This window comes from Mucilaginibacter sp., assembly GCF_025362475.1.
GTDB lineage: Bacteria > Bacteroidota > Bacteroidia > Sphingobacteriales > Sphingobacteriaceae > Mucilaginibacter.
Map to the genome: position 1 here is coordinate 1 of NZ_JANYGH010000058.1, position 20,288 is coordinate 20,288.

The window sequence follows — 20,288 nt, forward strand, 5'->3', positions numbered from 1 at the left end:
ACCGGCTTCAAGCTGTGCATTTAAGTTGATGTCAAAAGCATCAAAATCAATTTCGTCACTATCGGTGAACTTGGTTGTTACCGCAGGGAATACGCCTTTCCAGTCAAAAGTTATCATTCTTAAATATTTTTATCAAAAGTATCAGCGTTTTACAGGGTATTTATTTATTAATTTAACACAACATTACCATATATTAACATAATACATCAGCCGGGTAATGATTTAATTTAAGGCTGTAAAATAAACAAGCTAAAATCCTGCTATTTATAGCAAATAATGATTAAAAATAGCTCGTTCCTCCGTAGTAATTTAGATTTTTCAAAAAATGATCTAACAAACCGATAATGCTATGGTAAATAAAAAATGGTTTATGTTAAATGTGGTTGTTGTGTCGGGCTTTTTTACCGCCAACATAACTTATGCACAATCATACGTACCCGAGTGGAACGAGACCCGTTTAAAAGTAAAACCTCAAACCGAGATCAAGGCCTACACCTTTGATTTAAAAGATGTACAATTACTAAACAGCCCTTTTAAACAGGCTATGCAAGTTGATGCAGCATACCTGTTATCCGTTGAGCCGGACAGGTTATTATCTGGCTTCCGCGCTCACTCTGGGTTGAAACCAAAAGGAAAAATGTATGAAGGCTGGGAGTCATCCGGGTTAGCGGGCCATACGCTTGGTCACTACCTATCGGCCATATCCATGCACTATGCATCAACCCGCCAACCGGAATTTTTAAAACGGGTAAACTATATAGTTAAAGAATTAGGAGAATGCCAGGTTGCACGTAAAACAGGTTATGTAGGCGCTATACCAAAAGAAGATACCGTTTGGGCCGAAGTGGCAAAAGGCGATATCCGTTCACGCGGTTTCGACTTGAACGGAGGCTGGTCGCCATGGTACACTGTACATAAGGTAATGGCGGGCTTATTAGATGCCTATTTATATTGTAACAATACCCAGGCGCTAAAAATATGCAAAGGCATGGCCGACTGGACTGGCGAAACCATCAAAAATCTTGATGATGAAAAGCTACAGAAAATGTTGCTTTGTGAGTATGGAGGCATGGCAGAAACCCTGGTTAATTTATATTCCATCACCGGCGACAAAAAATATCTTGACCTTTCTTATAAATTTTATGATAAACGCATCCTGGATCCGCTTGCTGAAAAAAAGGATATTTTGCCTGGCAAACATTCCAACACGCAGATTCCTAAAATAATTGCCAGCGCCAGGCGTTACGAGCTAAACGGCGATAAAAAAGACAAGGCTATTGCCGATTTCTTTTGGGAAACCATTGTAAATAATCACTCTTATGCCACCGGCGGTAACAGCAATTACGAGTATTTAAGCGAGCCCAACAAACTAAACGATAAGCTTACAGAAAATACGACTGAAACCTGTAATACCTATAATATGCTTAAACTCACCCGGCATTTATTTGCGCTTGAGCCATCGGCAAAGTTAATGGACTATTACGAAAAGGCTTTATATAACCACATCCTGGCATCGCAAAACCATGAAACAGGTATGATGTGTTACTTTGTACCCCTGAGGATGGGCGGAAAAAAGGATTATAGCAGCCCCTTTGACACCTTTACCTGCTGCGTAGGCTCGGGCATGGAAAACCATGTTAAGTATAACGAAAGCATATATTTCAGAGGTGCAGATGGCAGCTTATATGTTAATTTGTTTATCCCATCGGTACTAAGCTGGAAAGATAAAGGTTTATCAGTAAAACAGGAAAGCAACCTGCCCGAAAGTGACAGAACCACACTTACCGTGACAACCGTAAAACCTGTTCAGATGGCAATCCGGGTACGTAAACCCAAATGGGCCGGCAATACCAGTATCAGCATAAACGGTAAAAAACAACAGCTTACTGCAGATGCACAGGGTTACCTGGTTTTAAACCGCAAATGGAAAAACAATGATAAAATTGAATTTACCATGCCGGAGAATGTTTACACTGAAGCCATGCCGGATAACGCCAACAGGCGCGCGGTATTTTACGGACCAGTTTTATTGGCAGGCATTTTAGGCAATACCGAACCCGACCCGCTTAAAGGTGTACCTGTATTTGTAACCAGCGAAACCGACCCCAACAAGTGGCTGCAGATGGTTGATAAAAAGCAATTAAGCTTCAATGCCTCCAACATTGCCCAACCAACCGAGGTTAAGCTGATCCCTTTTAATCAAACCAAAAACGAATACTATTCTGTTTATTGGGATGTGTTTACGCCAGAATCATGGGCTGTACAGCAAAAGGCGTACGATGAGCAAAGGAAGAAACAACAGGAACTGGAAGCGCGCACCACAGATATTTTGCGCATAGGCGAAATGCAACCCGAACGCGACCACAATTTTGGCGGAGAAAACGCGATCACAGGGGAAGATCATCAGAAAAAATGGAGATCTACCGAAAACGGGGGTTACCTGCAATATGAAATGAAGGTTGATGCCAACAGTCAAAACACGCTCATTAATACCTACTGGGGTATGGATAACCGGGGCCGTACGTTTGATATTATGATAGACGGCATCAAGCTATCTACCGAAGATTTGAACCAATATAAGGAAAGCCGCTTTTATGATATCAGCTATGTTATCCCTATAGAACTAACTAAAGGTAAACAAAAGGTAACCGTTAAATTATTACCCAAAAAAGACAACAGTGCGGGCCCGGTTTATGGCAGCCGCATGGTAAAAAACTAAATAAAACAATTCAAGAAACTATATGATGATAAGAAAAGGAAAAGCAGCTTGTTTGCTATTATCGATGATAGGAATAAGCAGCGTGGTGTTTGGGCAGCAAAAGGATTACCCTATACAACCTGTAGCATTCACCAGCGTACATGTGAACGATAAATTTTGGGAACCCAAAATGGAGGTTAACGCCAATGTAACCATCCCCTACGTGCTTGCGCAATGCAAAAAAAATGGCCGCATGGATAACTTTTTACGTGCAGGCAAGCAGCTGGATGGCGATAAGCTAAGCGAGTTTCCGTTTGATGATACGGATGTTTATAAGGCAATTGAAGGTGCTTCTTATTCCATGCAAAATAAAAAGAACCCAACGCTTGACAGGTATATAGATACACTTATTAATATTATTGGCGCTGCGCAGGAGCCTGATGGCTACCTATACACCTTCCGTACGGTGCATGCTAAAAAACCGCACGAATGGATTGGTGATAAGCGGTGGGTAAATGAAGAGATTTTAAGTCACGAGTTGTATGATTGCGGGCATTTATACGAAGCCGCCGTTGCCCATTATCAGGCCACAGGCAAACGCACCCTGCTTAACATCGCCATAAAAAACGCCGATCTGCTGGTAAAAACCTTTGGGCCAGGCAAGATCGAAGAATATCCTGGTCACCAGATAGTGGAGATTGGTTTATCAAAAATGTACAGGGTTACGGGCAACAAGCAATATCTTGATCTGGCTAAATTCTTTTTAGATGTACGCGGACCAAAAGGAGATGCTTATAACCAGGCCAATAAAAAAGTGGTTGATCAGCATGAAGCCGAAGGCCACGCTGTGCGTGCCGCCTACATGTATACCGGCATGGCTGATATTGCCGCGTTAACCGGCGACACCAAATATTTAAACGCCATTGATGATATCTGGGGCGATGTGGTTAACAAAAAGTTATATATCACCGGTGGCATAGGCGCTACCGGTGCGGGCGAGGCTTTTGGTGATGCTTACCAGCTACCCAATATGTCGGCTTATGCAGAAACCTGCGCGGCCATTGGCAATGTTTACTGGAACAACCGCATGTTTTTACTGCATGGCGATTCAAAATACATTGACGTACTGGAAAGAACACTTTATAATGGTCTGCTATCGGGCGTATCATTAAGCGGTGATCGTTTCTTTTACCCCAACCCCTTAGCTTCCACGTTTCAGCACCAACGCAGTGCCTGGATCAGCTGTGCCTGCTGCATCAGTAACATGACAAGGTTTTTACCATCGTTACCAGGTTACGTTTACGCCAAAAACAAAAATGATCTTTACGTAAACCTGTTTATGAGCAACTCCAGCAATATTAAACTTACTTCGGGCAACGTAAACATTGTTCAACAAACAGATTATCCGTGGAAAGGGCAGGTTGATATTACTGTTAATCCAGTAAAAACAACAGCCTTTACCCTAAGGATACGTATACCGGGCTGGGCCAAACTGCAACCCGTTCCAGGCAACCTGTATTCATTTATGAATAAGACTCCGCTGCCTGTTGTTATCTATGTAAACGGCAAAGCAACCTCGTTTGTAACCGAAAAAGGTTATGCTGTTTTAAACCGTAACTGGAAAAAAGGCGATAAAATTTCCCTGGCATTACCTTTAGAAACTGAAAAGGTGTTGGCTAACGAGAAAGTAAAAGACGACAGAGGGCGTTTTGCATTCGAGCGCGGACCGATAGTATATTGCCTTGAAGGACCAGATAACCGCGATAGCCTTGTTCAGAACATATTAATTGATAAAAATGCCATTGCCGAAGCAAATTACAAAGCCGATTTGTTAAATGGTGTGGACGTTATTAGTATTGGCGGAAAAAGTACCAAAAGACAGTTAAACAGCGATAGCCTGATAGAAACAGACCAAAAAGTAAAAGCCATCCCCTATTATGCCTGGGCCAACCGCGGGCCAAGTGAAATGACGGTATGGATACCTTATGAAGCATCGGCCGCAAGCCCGAAACCGGCACCAACCATCGCCAGCACAAGTACAGTATCCTCGTCATTAAAAAACAAAAGAATGTACATGGCTATTAAAGACCAGTACGAACCAACCAGTTCTGGCGATACCAACTATCCTTACCTGCACTGGTGGCCGGCCCATAACACCAGCGAATACGTGCAGTATGACTTTAATACCGAACATACCGTTAGTGAATCGAAAGTATACTGGTATGACGATGGACCATGGGGAGGCTGCCGTATACCAGTTTCTTACCAGCTATTTTATAAAAAAGACGGAGAATGGGTACCTGTAAAAAATACAACTCCCTATACCGTAAGTAAGGATAGTTACAATAAGGTAACGTTTGAACCGGTTAACACCACTGCTTTAAAAATGGTGATCCAGCTCCCGGCCGACAATTCTACCGGCATTCATGAATGGACGGTAAAATAAAAACATAACACCCTGCCAATAAAAAGGCCTGAATCGCGGTTTAATCCCCGCAGTTCAGGCCTTTTTTATGTCTTGCCATTTCTGGACAAGAATATCGCGATTTCAATTATTTAATAACAGAACTATGCAGTGTAGTACCTGATAGTTTGATCTGGTACGGCCATTCTTCGTCATTATTTACATTCCCATCGCTCACGTGTTCCCAATGCTGGGTTGGTGAGCCGCTTACTACCAGCCATAAATAAGCGGTATTTGCCGGTACGGTAAAATTGGCGGTACCATTTGCATTTGAATAAACATTGCCATAAACCCTGCTGCCATCCTCTTTTACAGCCAAAAAGCCATATCGCCAGCCGGCCTTGTTAATATTTATTGCGCGATAGCCGGCTGTGCCGGCAATTCCTTTAAAATTCAGGGTAACCTTTGTCCCCGCAGCCGGTACATTTAGTTTAATACCATTATAGCCATAATTTTGAGGGCAATTACTTTCGGCAATACGGTACCAACCATCACCGATACTGTTTAAGGTACTCACGTGCTGATTGGCATAAGGTTTTGCGGCCCCGGCTATACGTGCCATATCCCAGGTTATAAATTTCCTGTAAGCATCAAACATCTCGTCGTTAAACTTAGCCTGGCTCAACCCTGTTAACCGTTTATAGGCCATCACCGGATCTTCTCCCTTCAATGCGCTGCGCCAAAGTTTACCTACAAAATCGCGGCCCCGTTTACCCGACCAATATTCTAATACATAGGGCGAATGATATTGATTATCCTCATGTAAAAATGCCAGGTGTGTTTGCTTCATAAAACTCACCAGGTGGTAATTTTCAAACGTCATCCAGCTGGGGTAATTCTGAAACAGCATATATTGAGAGGTCATTTCAAATATGCCTTGCCCATGGCTGCCGGCAGGTGCCGAAGTAAACCCCCATGCGCCATCGGCGTGTACCATGTATTGAAATGAATGGCCAAGTTCATGCGCCAACGCCCCATACGGATTAGCACTTATCCTTACAGCGGGTGTCCACAAAGCGCCAATCTTGTCTTCAAGGCCGCCCCCGTATGCAGTGCCGTCGGTGTTGCTATAAAAAACGTAGGTGAGTATTTTATAGCCGTCGGTTAATGAGTTGCCTTTTGTAACAAACTTTAGGGTATCTCTGTAACAGGTATAAAAGCGCTCCAGTTCACTTACTGCTGTCATAGGGTTAAATCGCCTGGCAGGTTCAGAATAAGTTATTGGCGTGTTGCCGTACTCCTTTGCCCAAAACATGGCTATATCTGCCGATTCAACCTTCCTTTGGTTACTGAAGGCGCTGTTATTATTGGAATAATCATTACTGTCGGGCACCATCCATACGCTGCGGGGGTAATAGATTGTTTTTGCCAATGTATCTGATTGATTTTTACCGGGCGATATTACTTTGAATGGACTTACTTCATTTTTTATAGCTGGATATTGGCAGGCAAATAAGCCGGTTGCAGAAAAAAGAGAAAGGAATGCAGGCAGATAACGTGGTATCATACGAACTTTTTTATGGGTAAATAAATGGGATAGGGAATTATGTAAGTTACCTTACCGATAATCAAAATTAAGGATGATAAGCGGCAGGGAATTCAGGATATTGATAACTTGTTCTTATATATTAACGACGTTGACACATAAATCAGCATCCCTTCAGGGGTTTAAAAGCTCAACTCAACGCAGGATGCTATCTTCTGCCATGGCGATTTTAAAGCCGGTATACTAAAAGTTAAGATATAGTTAGCTTCGGTTAATTTATAAACAAAACAGATTACGGCCGCTAATAACTTTACAATTTGGAATTCAGAAACCTTCAATTGTAAAATTATGTATATCAAACCATTACTAAAAAAATTGCTACTAACACACGTATTTGTGTGTTGTTCAATACTTACAATTCTCGCTCAGACTATCCTGAAGGGACACGTAAGTTCAGAAAAAGGGGAAGCCATTCCGGGCGCCCTGGTTAAAATAAAGGAGAGCGCCGGCGGGACAATTACCGACGGGAGCGGTAACTTTTCAATAAGTTATACCAAGCCAGGCACCTTAACGGTCAACGCCTTGGGTTACAAAACCGTCGAAGTCCCGATTTCTTCACAGACTACTATCGACATCAAACTTTCTGAAAATGTAACTCTACTTAGCGACGTTGTGGTAACGGCAATTGGCGTTAAACGCGAAAAACGCATGCTTACCTACAGCACACAAGAAATAAAAAGCGAAGAGCTCAGCCGTGCTAAAGAGCCCAACCTTATCAATGCGATGGATGGCAAGCTATCGGGCGTACAAATTACATCTTCATCTGGTACAGCCGGTGCATCTACACGTATTGTGGTACGCGGTGCGGTATCTGTAAATGGCAATAATGAAGCCTTATTTGTTGTTGACGGCGTGCCGATAGATAACACGGAAACCGGCAATATAGGCGGCGGCGCGGCCGGTGCCGGAAGCAGCCGTATTGTTGATATCGATCCTAATAATATAGAAAGCATCAACGTTTTAAAAGGCGCGGCAGCCACCGCCCTGTATGGTTCAAGAGGGGCATCAGGCGCTGTACTCATTACCACCAAAAGCGGTGCACTTAATAAAAAGGCGGCGATAACCTTTACGTCCGACTATTCCTTTGAAAAAGGCCTATTCCCCGAAAAACAAAATATTTACGGGCAGGGCACGGGAGGCATTTTTTACAACGGCGAAACCCAGAAAACCAGCGCATCCTGGGGGCCTAAAATGGATACCCTTAAGATCAATGGTGTAAAAGCGCCAACCTATGATCCCTTTTCTTTCTTCAGAACCGGGCATACAACCACCAATACCTTAAGCATTGGCGGCGGCAATGACAATTCTACTTACTTTATCTCCTATTCTTATTTAAATCAACAGGGTATTTCACCTAATAACGATTTCAAAAGACATTCATTTTTCACTAAATACACCACCAATATTGCAAAAAACTTTTCGACAAGTTTCCAGCTGGGTTATTCAAATTCGGCCCAGGAACGTTTGCCGGAAGGTGCAAGTAACGGACCTTTGTTTGTTGTTTTAGTTCAGCCCATATCATGGAACCCTTACCCGGTACTTAACCCGGATGGTTCACAACGGCTTTACAGATTCTCCAGAAACGCGCCTTTATGGACATTGGATAACATCAGCAATACAGCCACAGTAAACAGGTTTTTACCGGTAACAACTTTTAATTATAACGCTACCAAATGGTTAACCATAACCGAAAGGCTTGGCGCTGATATTTATACCGAGCAGGATAAATACACCGAAAACCCAAGCGCGGCCATCGGATTAAAGGGCCAGATAAAAGACCAGGTTGTTAATTACAGACAATTCAATCATGACCTGATAGCCAATGCAAGCCAAAAAGTAGGAAAGTTTGATCTGAACCTGTTATTGGGAAATAACTATAATTCCATTTACTCGCAAAGCACCAATTTAACTGGTACCGGTTTGGCTGTACAGGACTTTTATAACGTATCTGCCGGTTCAACCTTAACTGGTTCTGAAGGCCACAGCTCTCAACGTAAAATTGGCTTTTACTCCCAGGCAAATATTGAATACGATAAATTCCTGATCTTATCGCTCACCGGCCGTTATGACGGCAGCTCGGTACTTTACCAGAAAAAGCAGTTTTATCCTTACGGATCAGTTGCAGGGGGCTTTATATTCACTCATTTTTTACCTGAACAGGTAACGCAGGTATTGAATTTTGGTAAAGTTCGCCTATCCTATGCAACCGTGGGTAATGACGCGGTGGGACCGTATGCTTTGAATACGCCATACGTGCTTGCCGGTAGAAATACAAATGCCGGTTATTTTCCATTTCCATTCCAGAGCCAGCCAGGATTTTTACAAAGCTCCACCCTTGGAAACCCTTACCTGCAAAACGAAAAGTTGAAAGAATTTGAAACCGGGTTAGAATTAAAATTCCTGAATAACAGGATAAGCTTTGAAGGTTCTTATTTCAACCGGAAATCCTTAAATGGCATTATCCCGGGCATCCAGATTTCAAATGCGACAGGTTACGGCGGTACAACCGTTAATTCGGCAAGTATCAGGAATAAAGGATTTGAGTTGCTGTTAAATGCCAGCCCTGTTCAATCAAAAGATTTTAGCTGGGATGTAACCCTCAACTTTACCAGGATACGCAACAAAGTATTGGCTATCAACGATGAAAAAAAGATCACTCAGTTAGGACGTATCATTGTTGGGCAGCCATATAATATTTTTTATGGAACACGCTACAAACGCAACGCCAGCGGACAAATGCTTATTGACGACACCGGTTTACCTGTAGTTGATTCTGAGCAGGGAGTGGTTGGTGACGCCAACCCGGACTGGACAGGCGGAATAAGCAACTCATTCCGTTACAAGCAATTTAGCCTTAGCTTCTTTTTCGATGTGAAAATGCATGGCGACGTGCAAAATGATGTGGAAAGTGTTGCCTTCTTTTACGGAACCGCTAAGGTTACAGAAAACCGTGAGCCCTTTGTAGTAAGCGGTGTTAACGCAACTACCGGTGCACCCAATACCGTTAAAGTTAAAGCGCAAACCTATTACCAAAGCAGGCAGTACGAATCATCTATACAGGATGGTACTTATATAAAACTTAGGAATGTAAGTTTTGCTTACCAGCTTTCTCCTTCTGTGATACAAAAAACTCCATTTAAAAATGCTTCGTTAACAGTAACCGGCCGTAACCTCTGGATTTATAGCCCACACTTTACCGGCGCCGATCCTGAAGTTAGCTCCTATGGCAGCGCTAATGGCGTACAAGGCATATATGCTTTCTCAACACCAACTGCAAGGTCATTTAACCTGTCATTAAAGTTAGGTTTTTAACCCATGTTTAACCGATTTAAAAATTATCAAATGAAAAAAATAACGATATATCTGCTTGTTCTGATAGCTTTAACAAGCAGTTGTAAAAAGGTGCTGGATGTAAATAAAGACCCAAACAATCCCATCGATGTTCAGGAATCACTGTTGCTGGCTCCTGTTGAATTAAACGTATCTGACCAGGTATACGCCGGAAATGCCAGCATCATTGCACAAAATTTCATGCAAACCATAACGGCCAACCAACCTAATCCTGGTATATGGAACTACCAGTTATTCAATATTGATTTGGATGGCGATTGGTTTAATTATTATGTAAACATTCTTAATAATCTTAAAATTCTTGATACCAAAGCCACTGCCGATGGGCAAGCTAATTATTCCGCTATCGCTAAAATCTTATCGGCTTACACATTAGGAACAGCCACAGATATCTGGGGCGATATCCCCTATTCACAAGCTTTTAAGGGTAACGACAAACTTACTCCCGTGTATGATAAACAGGAAGACATTTACAAAGCGGTTCAAACACTTTTAGATAACGGTATTGCAGATATTGAAAAAAACAGCACTACCAAACCAGCAGGCGACGATTACTTTTATAACGGCGATATGGGTAAGTGGAAAAGACTTGCCTATACCTTAAAGGCGCGCTATTATATGCACCTGACCAAAGCCCCGGGTTATACCGCCGCAACACAAGCAGACCTTGCCTTAGCCGCACTTACTAAGGGGATGGGAAGCAGCGACGATGATTTGAAGTTTGCATATTCAGGTGCTGCAGGCAGCGAGAACACCATCAGCCTTAACTTTTCGCCGGTTACAACTTATGTGCTGAACAACACCTATGTTGAAGGGTTTAAAAGCCGTATTGATCCGCGATTGAGTAAAATTGTAAAACCAGCCGAATCGACCAAATTATATCATGGACGAACAGTTGGTGAAGTCACCGGCGATCTATCGACCTATTCATACCCGGCCGATTTTTATGCCGGAGCAAACTCTCCTAATTACATCTTCAATTATGAAGAAGCATTATTCCTGAAAGCCGAGGCTACATTCATCAAATCCGGAGCAGCAGCAGCGCAGCCCATATATCAGGACGCGGTTAAACTAAATATGGACAAACTTTCGGTAACTACCAGCGACGCCAACGCTTACGTGCTGCAAAGAGGCACACTTACTGCGGGTAATGCAATTCAACTGATAATGGAAGAAAAAAGCGTTGCTAATTTTTTCAATATCGAAAATTTCAGCGATTGGAGACGGACGGGTTACCCTGCAATTACCAAATCAAACGGTGCGTTATCAGATATTCCACGGAGACTGCTATATCCGCAAAGCGAGATTTTAACCAACGCACAACCCCAGCAAAGTGCTAAACTTACCGATAGGGTTTGGTGGGATGCACTATAACATTACTTAACTTTTTACTTTATAAAAATCCTCCTGGCATCTAGGGGGATTTTTTGTTTTTAAAAACTCCATCTGGCTACAAGTCATCTTTAGAACATTAGATCACTATTCTTTCGGCCCGTTATCCAATCTTGCTGTGTTAAATAATACCCGATAATATTTTCCGCAATTCATACTGCCGGTCTGATGGCTTGGGTAAATTATTGTAAAATACTTTCAATTTCTCTTTTTCCGTTTCTTCCAGGTCTTTCAAAGGGAACTTTTCAGCCAGGCGCGCTAAAGCCTGAATTGCCCAGTATTGTCCAAATGCGGTTTCTTCTTTGGTTAGGGCGTCAATCAATGGTTTTAAACCCTGCAGATCAGCTTTGGCAAACAAATAAGCGACAGCCGCCAGGCGCCTGCCATGGTCGTTGGTCTGCAAACCACCCGTCCAGTCGAAATCTTTTATATCCGCCATGAGCTTGATCATGTTATTGCTGATCGACGTCATCTTTCTTGTCCGCATCTCACCGGCGGCCATCTTGGTGCGCGTGTCGTCATAGTCGGTAATCAATTGTTCCAGATTTTGAAGTGCGGCGGCCTCATCTGGACTGAGAACGGATTTATCAAATGTACTGACCAAAGATAAGCTGGCCTTTGTATCTGCACTTTGGGCAACCGCTTTCACGTTTTCAATGTCTTTCTTGATGTCCTGTAATTCCAGTTTGCCAATACCGGGAAGTTCAATACTTTTTATGAGGGGAGCCATCCAGGGTATCAATACTAAAATTAATAAGCCCAGCGTAATTCCGTCAATTTTAAGATTGGGCCAACAAATATGGCCTACCAAAAAACAATGGCAACAACGGAAACTATGATCTGAAGTATTCTGTTTTCTTTCATCACCGTATACGTTTAAATGGTTTTTGAAACAGGAAGAAAAGAGGTCACAATTCGTGATTATGGTTCACTCTAATTTATAAAATATTGATAATTTTTTATAAATTTTTATTTGCCCTTTGCACGCTATAGGGATATAAATTTGCTCCTGTTTGAACCAAAACGCTATAAAAGCAGATGGGGAACTTTCACAAACGCTTTATTTTAATATTCTTCAGCCAAACCTTTTGCCCATGGTGCTGAAACATAATGTGTCCGCTGGTTGATTTAGCAAAATCAGGGTTGGTTTTATATTTACTACTGCTGATCAAATCATTCAAGGCTTCCGAACCAAGTTCATATTCAACTACTTTCTGGCCATTGATCCATTGCTCAACATGGCCATGATCAACAAGTAACCTCGCAGTATTGAACTCTCCAACCGGCTTAAGATGCTTATTTTGCGGCGCTATCAAATCATATAGTGATCCTGCAGAGCGCCTTGGTTCATGATCATTAAAATCAATATCGTCCAACAGCTGCATTTCAAAATTATCCAGCCAGTTGGGGCTGTTACCGTTGCCCGATTCGTGGTTCGAGTTTTCGAGTACGTTATAAAAAATACCGCTGTTGCCCGCCTTGGATACCGCCCATTCCAGTGTCAGGTCGAAATTGGTAAAGGTTTCCTTTGTCAGGAAATCAACATTGGGCACACCGGTTTGTGCCACCAAAGCTCCATCTTCAATTTTCCATGCCTCAAATGGAAAAGACTCCATCTTGTAACCGCGCAGTTCAGTTACCGATTTACCGTTAAACAGGTAATGCCATTGATTAGTTTGCTGTGCATAGCTCATCTCCATTGTACCGGACAATAGCATGAGTAAAAAAAATGCTTTTTTCATATCGTTTAAACCAGGTTCCGTTTAATATAAGTTATACTTTGGGTAACGCTGTTGTAAGGGTCGCCCGGGCATTTATCCTGTTCCACAAAAAAGTATTTTAAGCCGGCTTTACCGGCATGTGTAAATATCTTTTTAAAATCGATAATGCCGTTGCCAACTTCCGTAAACATTCTGTTTGCCGTGTTATCCATATCCTTAATATGCCATAAAGGAAAACGGCCGGGATGCTCATTGATGAGCGCTATGGGATCCTGATTGGCTTTAGTTACCCAGTATAGATCCATCTCCATTTTTACCAGTTGTTTATCGGTGTTTGCCAGCAAAATTTCATAAGGATATTTACCATTCTCCTGGATAAACTCAAAATCGTGATTATGATAGCAAAGCTGGATACCTGCTTTTTTACAGGTTTCGCCCGCCTTGTTAAAATCATCGGCTATTTTTTTATAATGATCTAATGTTCCGCGTTCTGGCACCGAAAGAAAAGCGCAAACCATGTACCTGACACCTGCGTAGGCTGCATCGTCCACTGCCCTGCCCCAATCGTTCAGGAGAGTGCCTTTGGGCGATGATCCGTTTACCTGTTCCTCGCCCAAACGATAATGGCAGCTTGGCATCACCAGTCCGTTTTGTTTCAACAGTGCGGCAAATGCAGCGGGATCCATTCCATAAAATTTTTCGCTGCCGGTATAAGTAGCGCCCTCAACGGTGGTGTAACCAATTTGAGCTACCCTGGCTAACGTTGCCGCTGCATCCTTCTGCATGTAATCACGTACGGTGTATAACTGCAGGCCAATATATTTTTTATCGTAAGCAAATAATTTAGGGCTTAGCAGTAAGCCTGCTGAAAGCGCTGCCGAAGTTTTGATAAATGAACGCCTGTTGATCATGTTTTTATAAATTTAGGTGTATTGAATTAATTGGTTTTATTAAAATTTATCATCGTTTACTTCTATCCAAAAATTATCCGGATCCTGTAAATAAACTTGCTTAATACCATCAGGCCTCAGTTGCGGCAATTTGGAATCACCTTTCCAGTTGCCATACTTTACTTGCAGCTCGTCAAGATGTTGGGTAAATACGGCAATGTTGGGTACCGAATAAGCGTAATGTGTATTGATGTCATGTTCAAAAACTTCGGCCGCCCCCTGTATAACGTGCAACTGGCTGTGTGCCCCGGTTCTGAACCATATATGTTTTCCATCATGAAATGGCTCGGGGATTTCCTGTAATTGCATCACATTGCGATAAAATGCGGCGCTTTTGGCAAGATCTTTAACATACAGCGCGTTATGATTAGCACGGGGGTTGTCTTGAGCAAACGCCCGGCTTCCCATTATTAACAGTATCAATAGTGTAAAGGAGTTTATCTTTTTTATCATGGTTTATTTTACGTTGGTTTGTTTAAAAGCACCCCGTTTTGGGGTGCTTTTCCAATTAGTCAACTAAATCTCAATCAGGGAACTAAAAGTTTCATTAAACAAGGTTGTGTTATCCTTTCTAATTAAAATATTTTAACTTTTTAAGGTAATCAAAATCATACCTGCTGCTTTCCAGGGCCGAACTGGGGTATTCTTCCTGTTCAACAAAAAAGTGTTTCAATCCTGATTTGCTAACGTTATCAAACAAACCGTTGATATCTACATTTCCCTTTCCAAACTCGGCACTTTGTTTAGTTTTGGCATCCATATCTTTTAAATGCCACAAGGGGAAACGTCCAGGGTATTTGTCAAAATAATATTGAGGATTGGCCCCTGCTGCGATTACCCAGCCAAGATCAAGCTCCATTTTTACCAGGCTGGGGTCGGTATGGTCAAGCAATACATCGTACAAAGTTTGTTGGCCATCCTTTTCAAACTCCGACGAGTGGTTGTGATAACCAAACGTAATGCCTGACTTTTTACATACCTCGGCGGCCTTTAAAAATACATCCCCGCTGCGCTGATAATTAGCAACCGTTTGCCCATTTACCGGTAAAACCGAACAGATTAAATAAGGCTGACCAGCCTCTGCAGCTTCATCCACAGATTGCTGCCAATCGGCATCAATGCGTACATGCCCGCTGATCAGGCTTATACCCAAATCAGCAGTAATGCTTTTTATTTCTTTAGGTTTTAAACCGTAATAATTCCCTTTTTCGCTTTTGGCCGATTCTATTTCCCTGTAACCCATTTTTGCAAGTAGTTTTAAAGTACCGGCTGCATCTGCCATCATTTCCTTTCGCACGGTATAAAGCTGGATACCCACTTTACGGGCGGGCCTGGCAGCCGCTTTAAGTAAGTGTGGTATTAAAAATATACCGGCAGCAGCAGCGCCCGAGGTTTTAAGGAAATTACGCCTGTTATAGTTATTTAACATCATCAGTTGATCTTTATTTAACAGTTTCGTTAGTATTACTGATAAAGGCGATGTGCTTACCATCTGGCGACCATGAAGGCGTATTGATAGAACCCTGGCCACCATACACATAGGCGAGCACCTTTGGTTTGCCGCCTGCAACCGGCATCAGCCTGATATAAATATGCTTATACGGTGGGTGGATACCCGGTTCAACTTCGTCTTTAAGGAATGAGATGAATACCATCCATTTACCATCGGGCGAGATATGCGCAAACCAATTATTAAAATCATCTGTGGTTACCTGCTCCTGCCCGCTTCCATCAGGCTTCATCCTCCAGATCTGCATTAAGCCCGATCGTACGGAGTTGAAGTATATGTATTTTCCATCGGGAGTATATTCCGGGCCGTCATCAAGGCCTTTGGTGGTAGTAAGGCGTATCTCTTTCCCCCCGTTAACCGGCACCTTGTATACGTCAAACTCGCCATCACGTTCGCCGCAAAAAACAAGGCTTTTACCATCGGGCGACCAGCCATGCAAATAAGAAGGGCCTTTAGGTGTAATTTGCTTAGGTGTGCCACCGGTAACCGGAACAGTATAAACAATGGAACCGCCCAGTTCCTTTACATTGCTGCTCAACCCTATCATCTTTCCATCAAAAGATAGCACATGGTCGTTATTGTTATTTTTAATATTGCCGGTGTTTAATAAAACCGGGGTACGCGATGCCAGGTCAAAATTGTACAACAGCCCTTTACTATCGTTAAAAATAAGACTTTTATTATCGGGAAGCCAGTTTGGCGCTTGTATTGAGTAAGGTACCGAATAGATAACTTCGCGGTTACCTGTAGCAACTTCCATCAATTCAAGATTGCTACCCAGCGTCATTTGTGTTCGCTGATCGGCTATACCCGCAAAAGGCACAGTGATGTTCACATCCCTGAAAACGCCGGTTTCGGCAACATCCGGATTGTGAGAACCCACAAACAGGCCCACATACACTTCATCACCCAGGTCAAGATTCGTTACCTGTTCAGTAACAAAAGGCTCGCCGTATTTGGCCACACGCATGGTGTAGGTATTTCCTTTTCTTTCCAGCTGGATGATATTGGCATGTGTTATTTTTGATCTTATCTCTTCCGTAGTAGCGCCGGTGGTTCTCCTGAACTGTAATGAAGTAAGCCCGTCGCCATGTTCAACAGCGTTAACCTGGGCCGAATTTCCATCTAACGATTTACGTACCATCCAGCCTACCTTTCGGTGATCTTCAACACCGTTCCAGCCTACAAATTCGGCACGGGTATATAGTATAAAGTCGCCCTTTATTTTTTTATACACGTAATGAAACTCATCATGATCAAACCAGATGTTATAGCCGGCGCCTGATATAATGTATTGCCGGCTTTGGGACAGGTAAGCGCCAGAGCCAGGTTTTGTATTGGCTCCCACATCAAGCTGCCCGTCAAAAATACCTATTGATTGTTGCTGGGCCATGGCAAACAAGCCCGCTGATAAAAGGAAAATTGTAATAATAATTTTGCGTAAGTTGGTTTTTCTCATTGTATATATTGTTTCATGTTTTAAAAACTTTATTTACCTTCCACGATAAATGCTTAAGGTGAATCAGCCCGGCAAGCCAATTTTTTTAATTTATCATTCAGGCTTTATTTATCGTTTGGTTATGGGTCAAAATTAATTTTTTGCAGCACCTGCGGTATAATTTCGGGTTACTTCATTACTACATCATAGGACTATTTATATGCTAAATCCTTATTTAAAGGCATATTTTTTACATTATTTAAGAAACTATTGGTTCTCGTATGAAAAAAAAGTGGCTATTGTTTTTTTTATTACTAAAGTTCAGCCTGGCCTACAGCCAAAACCCGATAGGGCTGCCTAATATTATTTCTTATTACCGGAGTGATTACAATGGAGGATTACAAAACCGGGGCATTGTGCAGGATAAAAGCGGCATCATATATTTTGCCAACAGCGAGGGTTTATTAAGTTTTGACGGTACTTACTGGAAACTTAACCCATTGCCCAACAAAACCATTATCAGATCTATAGCCCTTGGAGCAGACGGAAAGATTTACGCCGGCGGACAAAATGAGATGGGCTATTTTTTGCCCGATAAAGATGGCAACCTGGTATTTACTTCATTGAAGAAGCTGCTGCCCGAAAAAATTACATCATTTAAGGATATCTGGGATATTGTATCCTTTGATGATAAAATATTTTTCCGTTCGCAAAATAATATCTTTCAGTTCGATGGCAAATCGATCATCGCATACCAACCTGTTTCACAATGGCAATTTTTAGGGGCCTGCAATAAACAGCTCATTGCCCAGGATGCACAAAAAGGCTTGTTTCAATTTTCAAACGGCGAGTGGACGCCGCTGGCGGTAAATAAATTGCTGCCGCAGGATTTGGCTGTTACAGGCTTGCTGCATTTAAGCAAAGACAGTATTTTAATTACCACGCTAAAAAAGGGCCTGTTTGTTTTGGCTCATCAAACGGTGAGCGATTTTAAATTTAAGGATGCCAACCCCTTCCTTAATCAACAGATCATGTGCGCTATGATGATGGATGACGGGCATATTGCCGTTGGCACGCACATGGGCGGCTTGTACATTATTGATAAACAGGGACGCATCCTTCAAAACTTTACCCGTAAAGAGGGCCTGCAAAATAATACCGTATTAAGTTTCTTTTTAGATAAAGACCGCAACCTGTGGATGGGACTTGATGACGGGATTGATTTTAATGCTTATAACAGTGCTATTAAACATATCTATCCCGAAAAACTAAATGAGGGAGCCGGGTACAGTTCAATATTGTTTGACCATACTTTATATGTGGGCACCTCAAACTGGTTATACGCGTTACCTGTTAACGGCAATACCGATCTGAGTAATATTAACGGCACTTTTAAAACAGTTGCCGGAACGAAGGCCTCAGCATGGGGCCTGTTTAAGGTTAATGATAATTTGCTATTGGCGCATCATGAAGGTGCTTTTCAAATAAAGGATAAAAAGGCCTATGCTATAAACACCCGTTTCGGTTACTGGAATTTTACCCCGTATGATAAGGTATTGCCATCATCCACCATTGTTGCCGGTAGTTATAACGGGCTCGAATTGATCAGGTACAGTAATAACTCGTTTGTGCAGGACAAGCTGATAATTTTTAACGAATCATCCCGTTTTGTTATCGTACAAAATCATACCGCATGGATGGCGCATACCTATAAAGGAATTTATAAAATAGACCTCAGCCAGCCCGGTCAACCCAACGCTAAATTATACAGCCATAAAAACGGTCTGCCTTCCGATTTAAAAAACCGCCTTTTTCACATCAAAAACCGCATGGTTGTAGCAACCGAAAAAGGCATCTACGAATACAACGCCGGCACTGATAAGTTTGAGCCATCAGCTTATTTTGAACCCATTTTTAAAACTAAGGCATTATGTTATTTAAAGGAAGATACCGGCGGCAACATTTGGTTTATGGAGGAAAAGAAACTGGGCGTAATAGATTTTTCGACTCCCAAACCCCGTTTAATCTACTTCCCTGAACTTAACGGCAAACTGGTAAGCGATTTTGAGAACATTTATCCTTTAAATGAAGAGAATATATTCGTCGGCGCCGAAAAAGGTTTTTATCATATCAATTATAAAAAGTACAAGAGCAATAAAAGCCCCATCAGGGTATTGCTCCGGCAGGTAAAAGCATCGGGCGATGTTGACAGTGTTTTGAACGGTGGATATAATATAGCAGCATTTAATACTTTGAGCGAAAAAGAGATCAACAGAAAACTGCGCAGCAAGCAAAACTCCCTGCATTTTGAATATTCCTCCCCTTCGTTTCAAAAACAATCAAATATTGAATACAGCTGTTTATTAAAGAACTTTGATCATGAATGGTCGGCCTGGTCCAGGCGAACAGAAAGAGATTATACCAACCTGCCCGAGGGCACTTTTACATTTCAAATAAAGGCAAGGAGTAACCTGGGCGATGAATCGACCATTACAAGTTATACATTTACCATATTACCACCATGGTACCGTACCGTATGGGCCTATGGCGTATATGCTATAATGTTCATTATGTTTAATTATTTGTTTTACAAATGGCTTAAAAGAAAATTCGTTCGCCAGAAACAAAAGTATGAAGAAGAGCAAAAACGACTGAAATACCTGCACCAGCTTGAAATGGAAAAATCTGAAAAAGAAATCATCGCCCTCAAGAATGAAAAGCTGGAATCAGAAATATTAGGTAAAAACTCCGAGCTGGCATCTGTAGCTATGCACTTATTACAAAAAGGTGAATTGTTAGGCAAAATAAGGGAAGAGCTGGTTCACCTGCGCAAATCAAGCGATGATATGCCATCCGAAGAATTAAAGAAGATGATCAGGATCTTGAACCAGGAAAGTAAAATGGATAAAGAATGGGATCAGTTTGCCGAGTATTTTGACAATACGCACAGCGATTTTTTAAAGGCTGTAAAAGAAGTTCATCCCTCCTTAAGTGCATATGAGCTTAAACTTTGCGCCTATTTAAGGATGAACTTATCCAGTAAGGAAATAGCGCAGCTCATGAACATATCTGTACGCGGGGTTGAAATAAGCCGGTACCGGCTGCGTAAAAAATTACAGGTGCCTACCGAAATAAATCTTGGCAGCTATTTTTCCGGGTTATCTTCTTTAAAAAAGAGTTCGGTCAGTTAGCATTAGCCTGTATTTTACTACGTCACC

General features: G+C 42.1%; 12 protein-coding genes. 5 read left to right on the forward strand and 7 right to left on the reverse strand.

Annotation, left to right across the window (positions count from 1 at the left end):
• Positions 1-349 precede the first annotated feature (349 nt).
• Together Q0R88_RS18835 and Q0R88_RS18840 are read left to right on the forward strand one after the other, a co-directional pair.
• Positions 350-2,719 (forward strand): glycoside hydrolase family 127 protein, encoded by a 2,370-nt coding sequence (locus Q0R88_RS18835; protein ID WP_295719119.1) that lies wholly within the window; start codon positions 350-352, stop codon positions 2,717-2,719.
• Between the two features lie 22 nt (positions 2,720-2,741).
• Positions 2,742-5,144, forward strand: a complete 2,403-nt coding sequence (locus Q0R88_RS18840) for a beta-L-arabinofuranosidase domain-containing protein (RefSeq protein WP_295719122.1) — start codon at positions 2,742-2,744, stop codon at positions 5,142-5,144.
• A 106-nt stretch (positions 5,145-5,250) separates the two neighbouring features.
• Here the strand turns inward: Q0R88_RS18840 and Q0R88_RS18845 are convergent, their stop codons facing one another.
• A complete protein-coding gene (locus Q0R88_RS18845; RefSeq protein ID WP_295719124.1) occupies positions 5,251-6,669 on the reverse strand; it encodes a DUF6055 domain-containing protein in 1,419 nt (472 codons plus the stop codon).
• A gap of 327 nt (positions 6,670-6,996) precedes the next feature.
• On the opposite strand from Q0R88_RS18845, the gene Q0R88_RS18850 reads away from it, so the two are divergent.
• Together Q0R88_RS18850 and Q0R88_RS18855 are read left to right on the forward strand one after the other, a co-directional pair.
• Positions 6,997-10,020 (forward strand): SusC/RagA family TonB-linked outer membrane protein, encoded by a 3,024-nt coding sequence (locus Q0R88_RS18850; protein WP_295719125.1) that lies wholly within the window; start codon positions 6,997-6,999, stop codon positions 10,018-10,020.
• A gap of 30 nt (positions 10,021-10,050) precedes the next feature.
• Positions 10,051-11,433, forward strand: coding sequence for a SusD/RagB family nutrient-binding outer membrane lipoprotein (locus Q0R88_RS18855; RefSeq protein ID WP_295719127.1), 1,383 nt, complete (start codon positions 10,051-10,053; stop codon positions 11,431-11,433).
• Positions 11,434-11,572: 139 nt separating this feature from the next.
• On the opposite strand, the gene Q0R88_RS18860 is transcribed toward Q0R88_RS18855, so the two are convergent.
• The 6 genes from Q0R88_RS18860 to Q0R88_RS18885 all read right to left on the reverse strand — a co-directional run bounded on the left by Q0R88_RS18860 (position 11,573) and on the right by Q0R88_RS18885 (position 17,091).
• A complete protein-coding gene (locus Q0R88_RS18860) occupies positions 11,573-12,181 on the reverse strand; it encodes a hypothetical protein (protein ID WP_295719128.1) in 609 nt (202 codons plus the stop codon).
• 319 nt (positions 12,182-12,500) lie between these two features.
• Positions 12,501-13,193, reverse strand: coding sequence for a DUF1080 domain-containing protein (locus tag Q0R88_RS18865; protein ID WP_295719129.1), 693 nt, complete (start codon positions 13,191-13,193; stop codon positions 12,501-12,503).
• Positions 13,194-13,198: 5 nt separating this feature from the next.
• The gene (locus tag Q0R88_RS18870; protein WP_295719131.1) at positions 13,199-14,083 is read right to left on the reverse strand and encodes a TIM barrel protein; all 885 of its coding nucleotides are present in this window, start codon (positions 14,081-14,083) and stop codon (positions 13,199-13,201) included.
• Between the two features lie 39 nt (positions 14,084-14,122).
• Positions 14,123-14,575, reverse strand: a complete 453-nt coding sequence (locus Q0R88_RS18875) for a VOC family protein (RefSeq protein ID WP_295719132.1) — start codon at positions 14,573-14,575, stop codon at positions 14,123-14,125.
• Between the two features lie 118 nt (positions 14,576-14,693).
• A complete protein-coding gene (locus Q0R88_RS18880) occupies positions 14,694-15,554 on the reverse strand; it encodes a TIM barrel protein (protein ID WP_295719135.1) in 861 nt (286 codons plus the stop codon).
• A gap of 10 nt (positions 15,555-15,564) precedes the next feature.
• Positions 15,565-17,091 carry a hypothetical protein gene (locus Q0R88_RS18885; RefSeq protein ID WP_295719137.1) on the reverse strand — a complete coding sequence of 509 codons (1,527 nt, stop codon included), beginning with the start codon at positions 17,089-17,091 and terminating at the stop codon, positions 15,565-15,567.
• Positions 17,092-17,351: 260 nt separating this feature from the next.
• On the opposite strand from Q0R88_RS18885, the gene Q0R88_RS18890 reads away from it, so the two are divergent.
• Positions 17,352-20,261: a triple tyrosine motif-containing protein gene (locus Q0R88_RS18890; RefSeq protein WP_295719139.1), complete on the forward strand. Its 2,910-nt coding sequence runs from the start codon at positions 17,352-17,354 to the stop codon at positions 20,259-20,261.
• Positions 20,262-20,288 lie beyond the last annotated feature (27 nt).

Coding starts and splice junctions, on each gene's coding strand:
- Q0R88_RS18835 (WP_295719119.1), top strand. CDS start 350: ATGGTAAATAAAAAATGGTTTATGTTAAATGTGGTTGTTGTGTCGGGC.
- Q0R88_RS18840 (WP_295719122.1), top strand. CDS start 2,742: ATGATGATAAGAAAAGGAAAAGCAGCTTGTTTGCTATTATCGATGATA.
- Q0R88_RS18845 (WP_295719124.1), bottom strand. CDS start 6,669: ATGATACCACGTTATCTGCCTGCATTCCTTTCTCTTTTTTCTGCAACC.
- Q0R88_RS18850 (WP_295719125.1), top strand. CDS start 6,997: ATGTATATCAAACCATTACTAAAAAAATTGCTACTAACACACGTATTT.
- Q0R88_RS18855 (WP_295719127.1), top strand. CDS start 10,051: ATGAAAAAAATAACGATATATCTGCTTGTTCTGATAGCTTTAACAAGC.
- Q0R88_RS18860 (WP_295719128.1), bottom strand. CDS start 12,181: ATGGCTCCCCTCATAAAAAGTATTGAACTTCCCGGTATTGGCAAACTG.
- Q0R88_RS18865 (WP_295719129.1), bottom strand. CDS start 13,193: ATGAAAAAAGCATTTTTTTTACTCATGCTATTGTCCGGTACAATGGAG.
- Q0R88_RS18870 (WP_295719131.1), bottom strand. CDS start 14,083: ATGATCAACAGGCGTTCATTTATCAAAACTTCGGCAGCGCTTTCAGCA.
- Q0R88_RS18875 (WP_295719132.1), bottom strand. CDS start 14,575: ATGATAAAAAAGATAAACTCCTTTACACTATTGATACTGTTAATAATG.
- Q0R88_RS18880 (WP_295719135.1), bottom strand. CDS start 15,554: ATGATGTTAAATAACTATAACAGGCGTAATTTCCTTAAAACCTCGGGC.
- Q0R88_RS18885 (WP_295719137.1), bottom strand. CDS start 17,091: ATGAGAAAAACCAACTTACGCAAAATTATTATTACAATTTTCCTTTTA.
- Q0R88_RS18890 (WP_295719139.1), top strand. CDS start 17,352: ATGAAAAAAAAGTGGCTATTGTTTTTTTTATTACTAAAGTTCAGCCTG.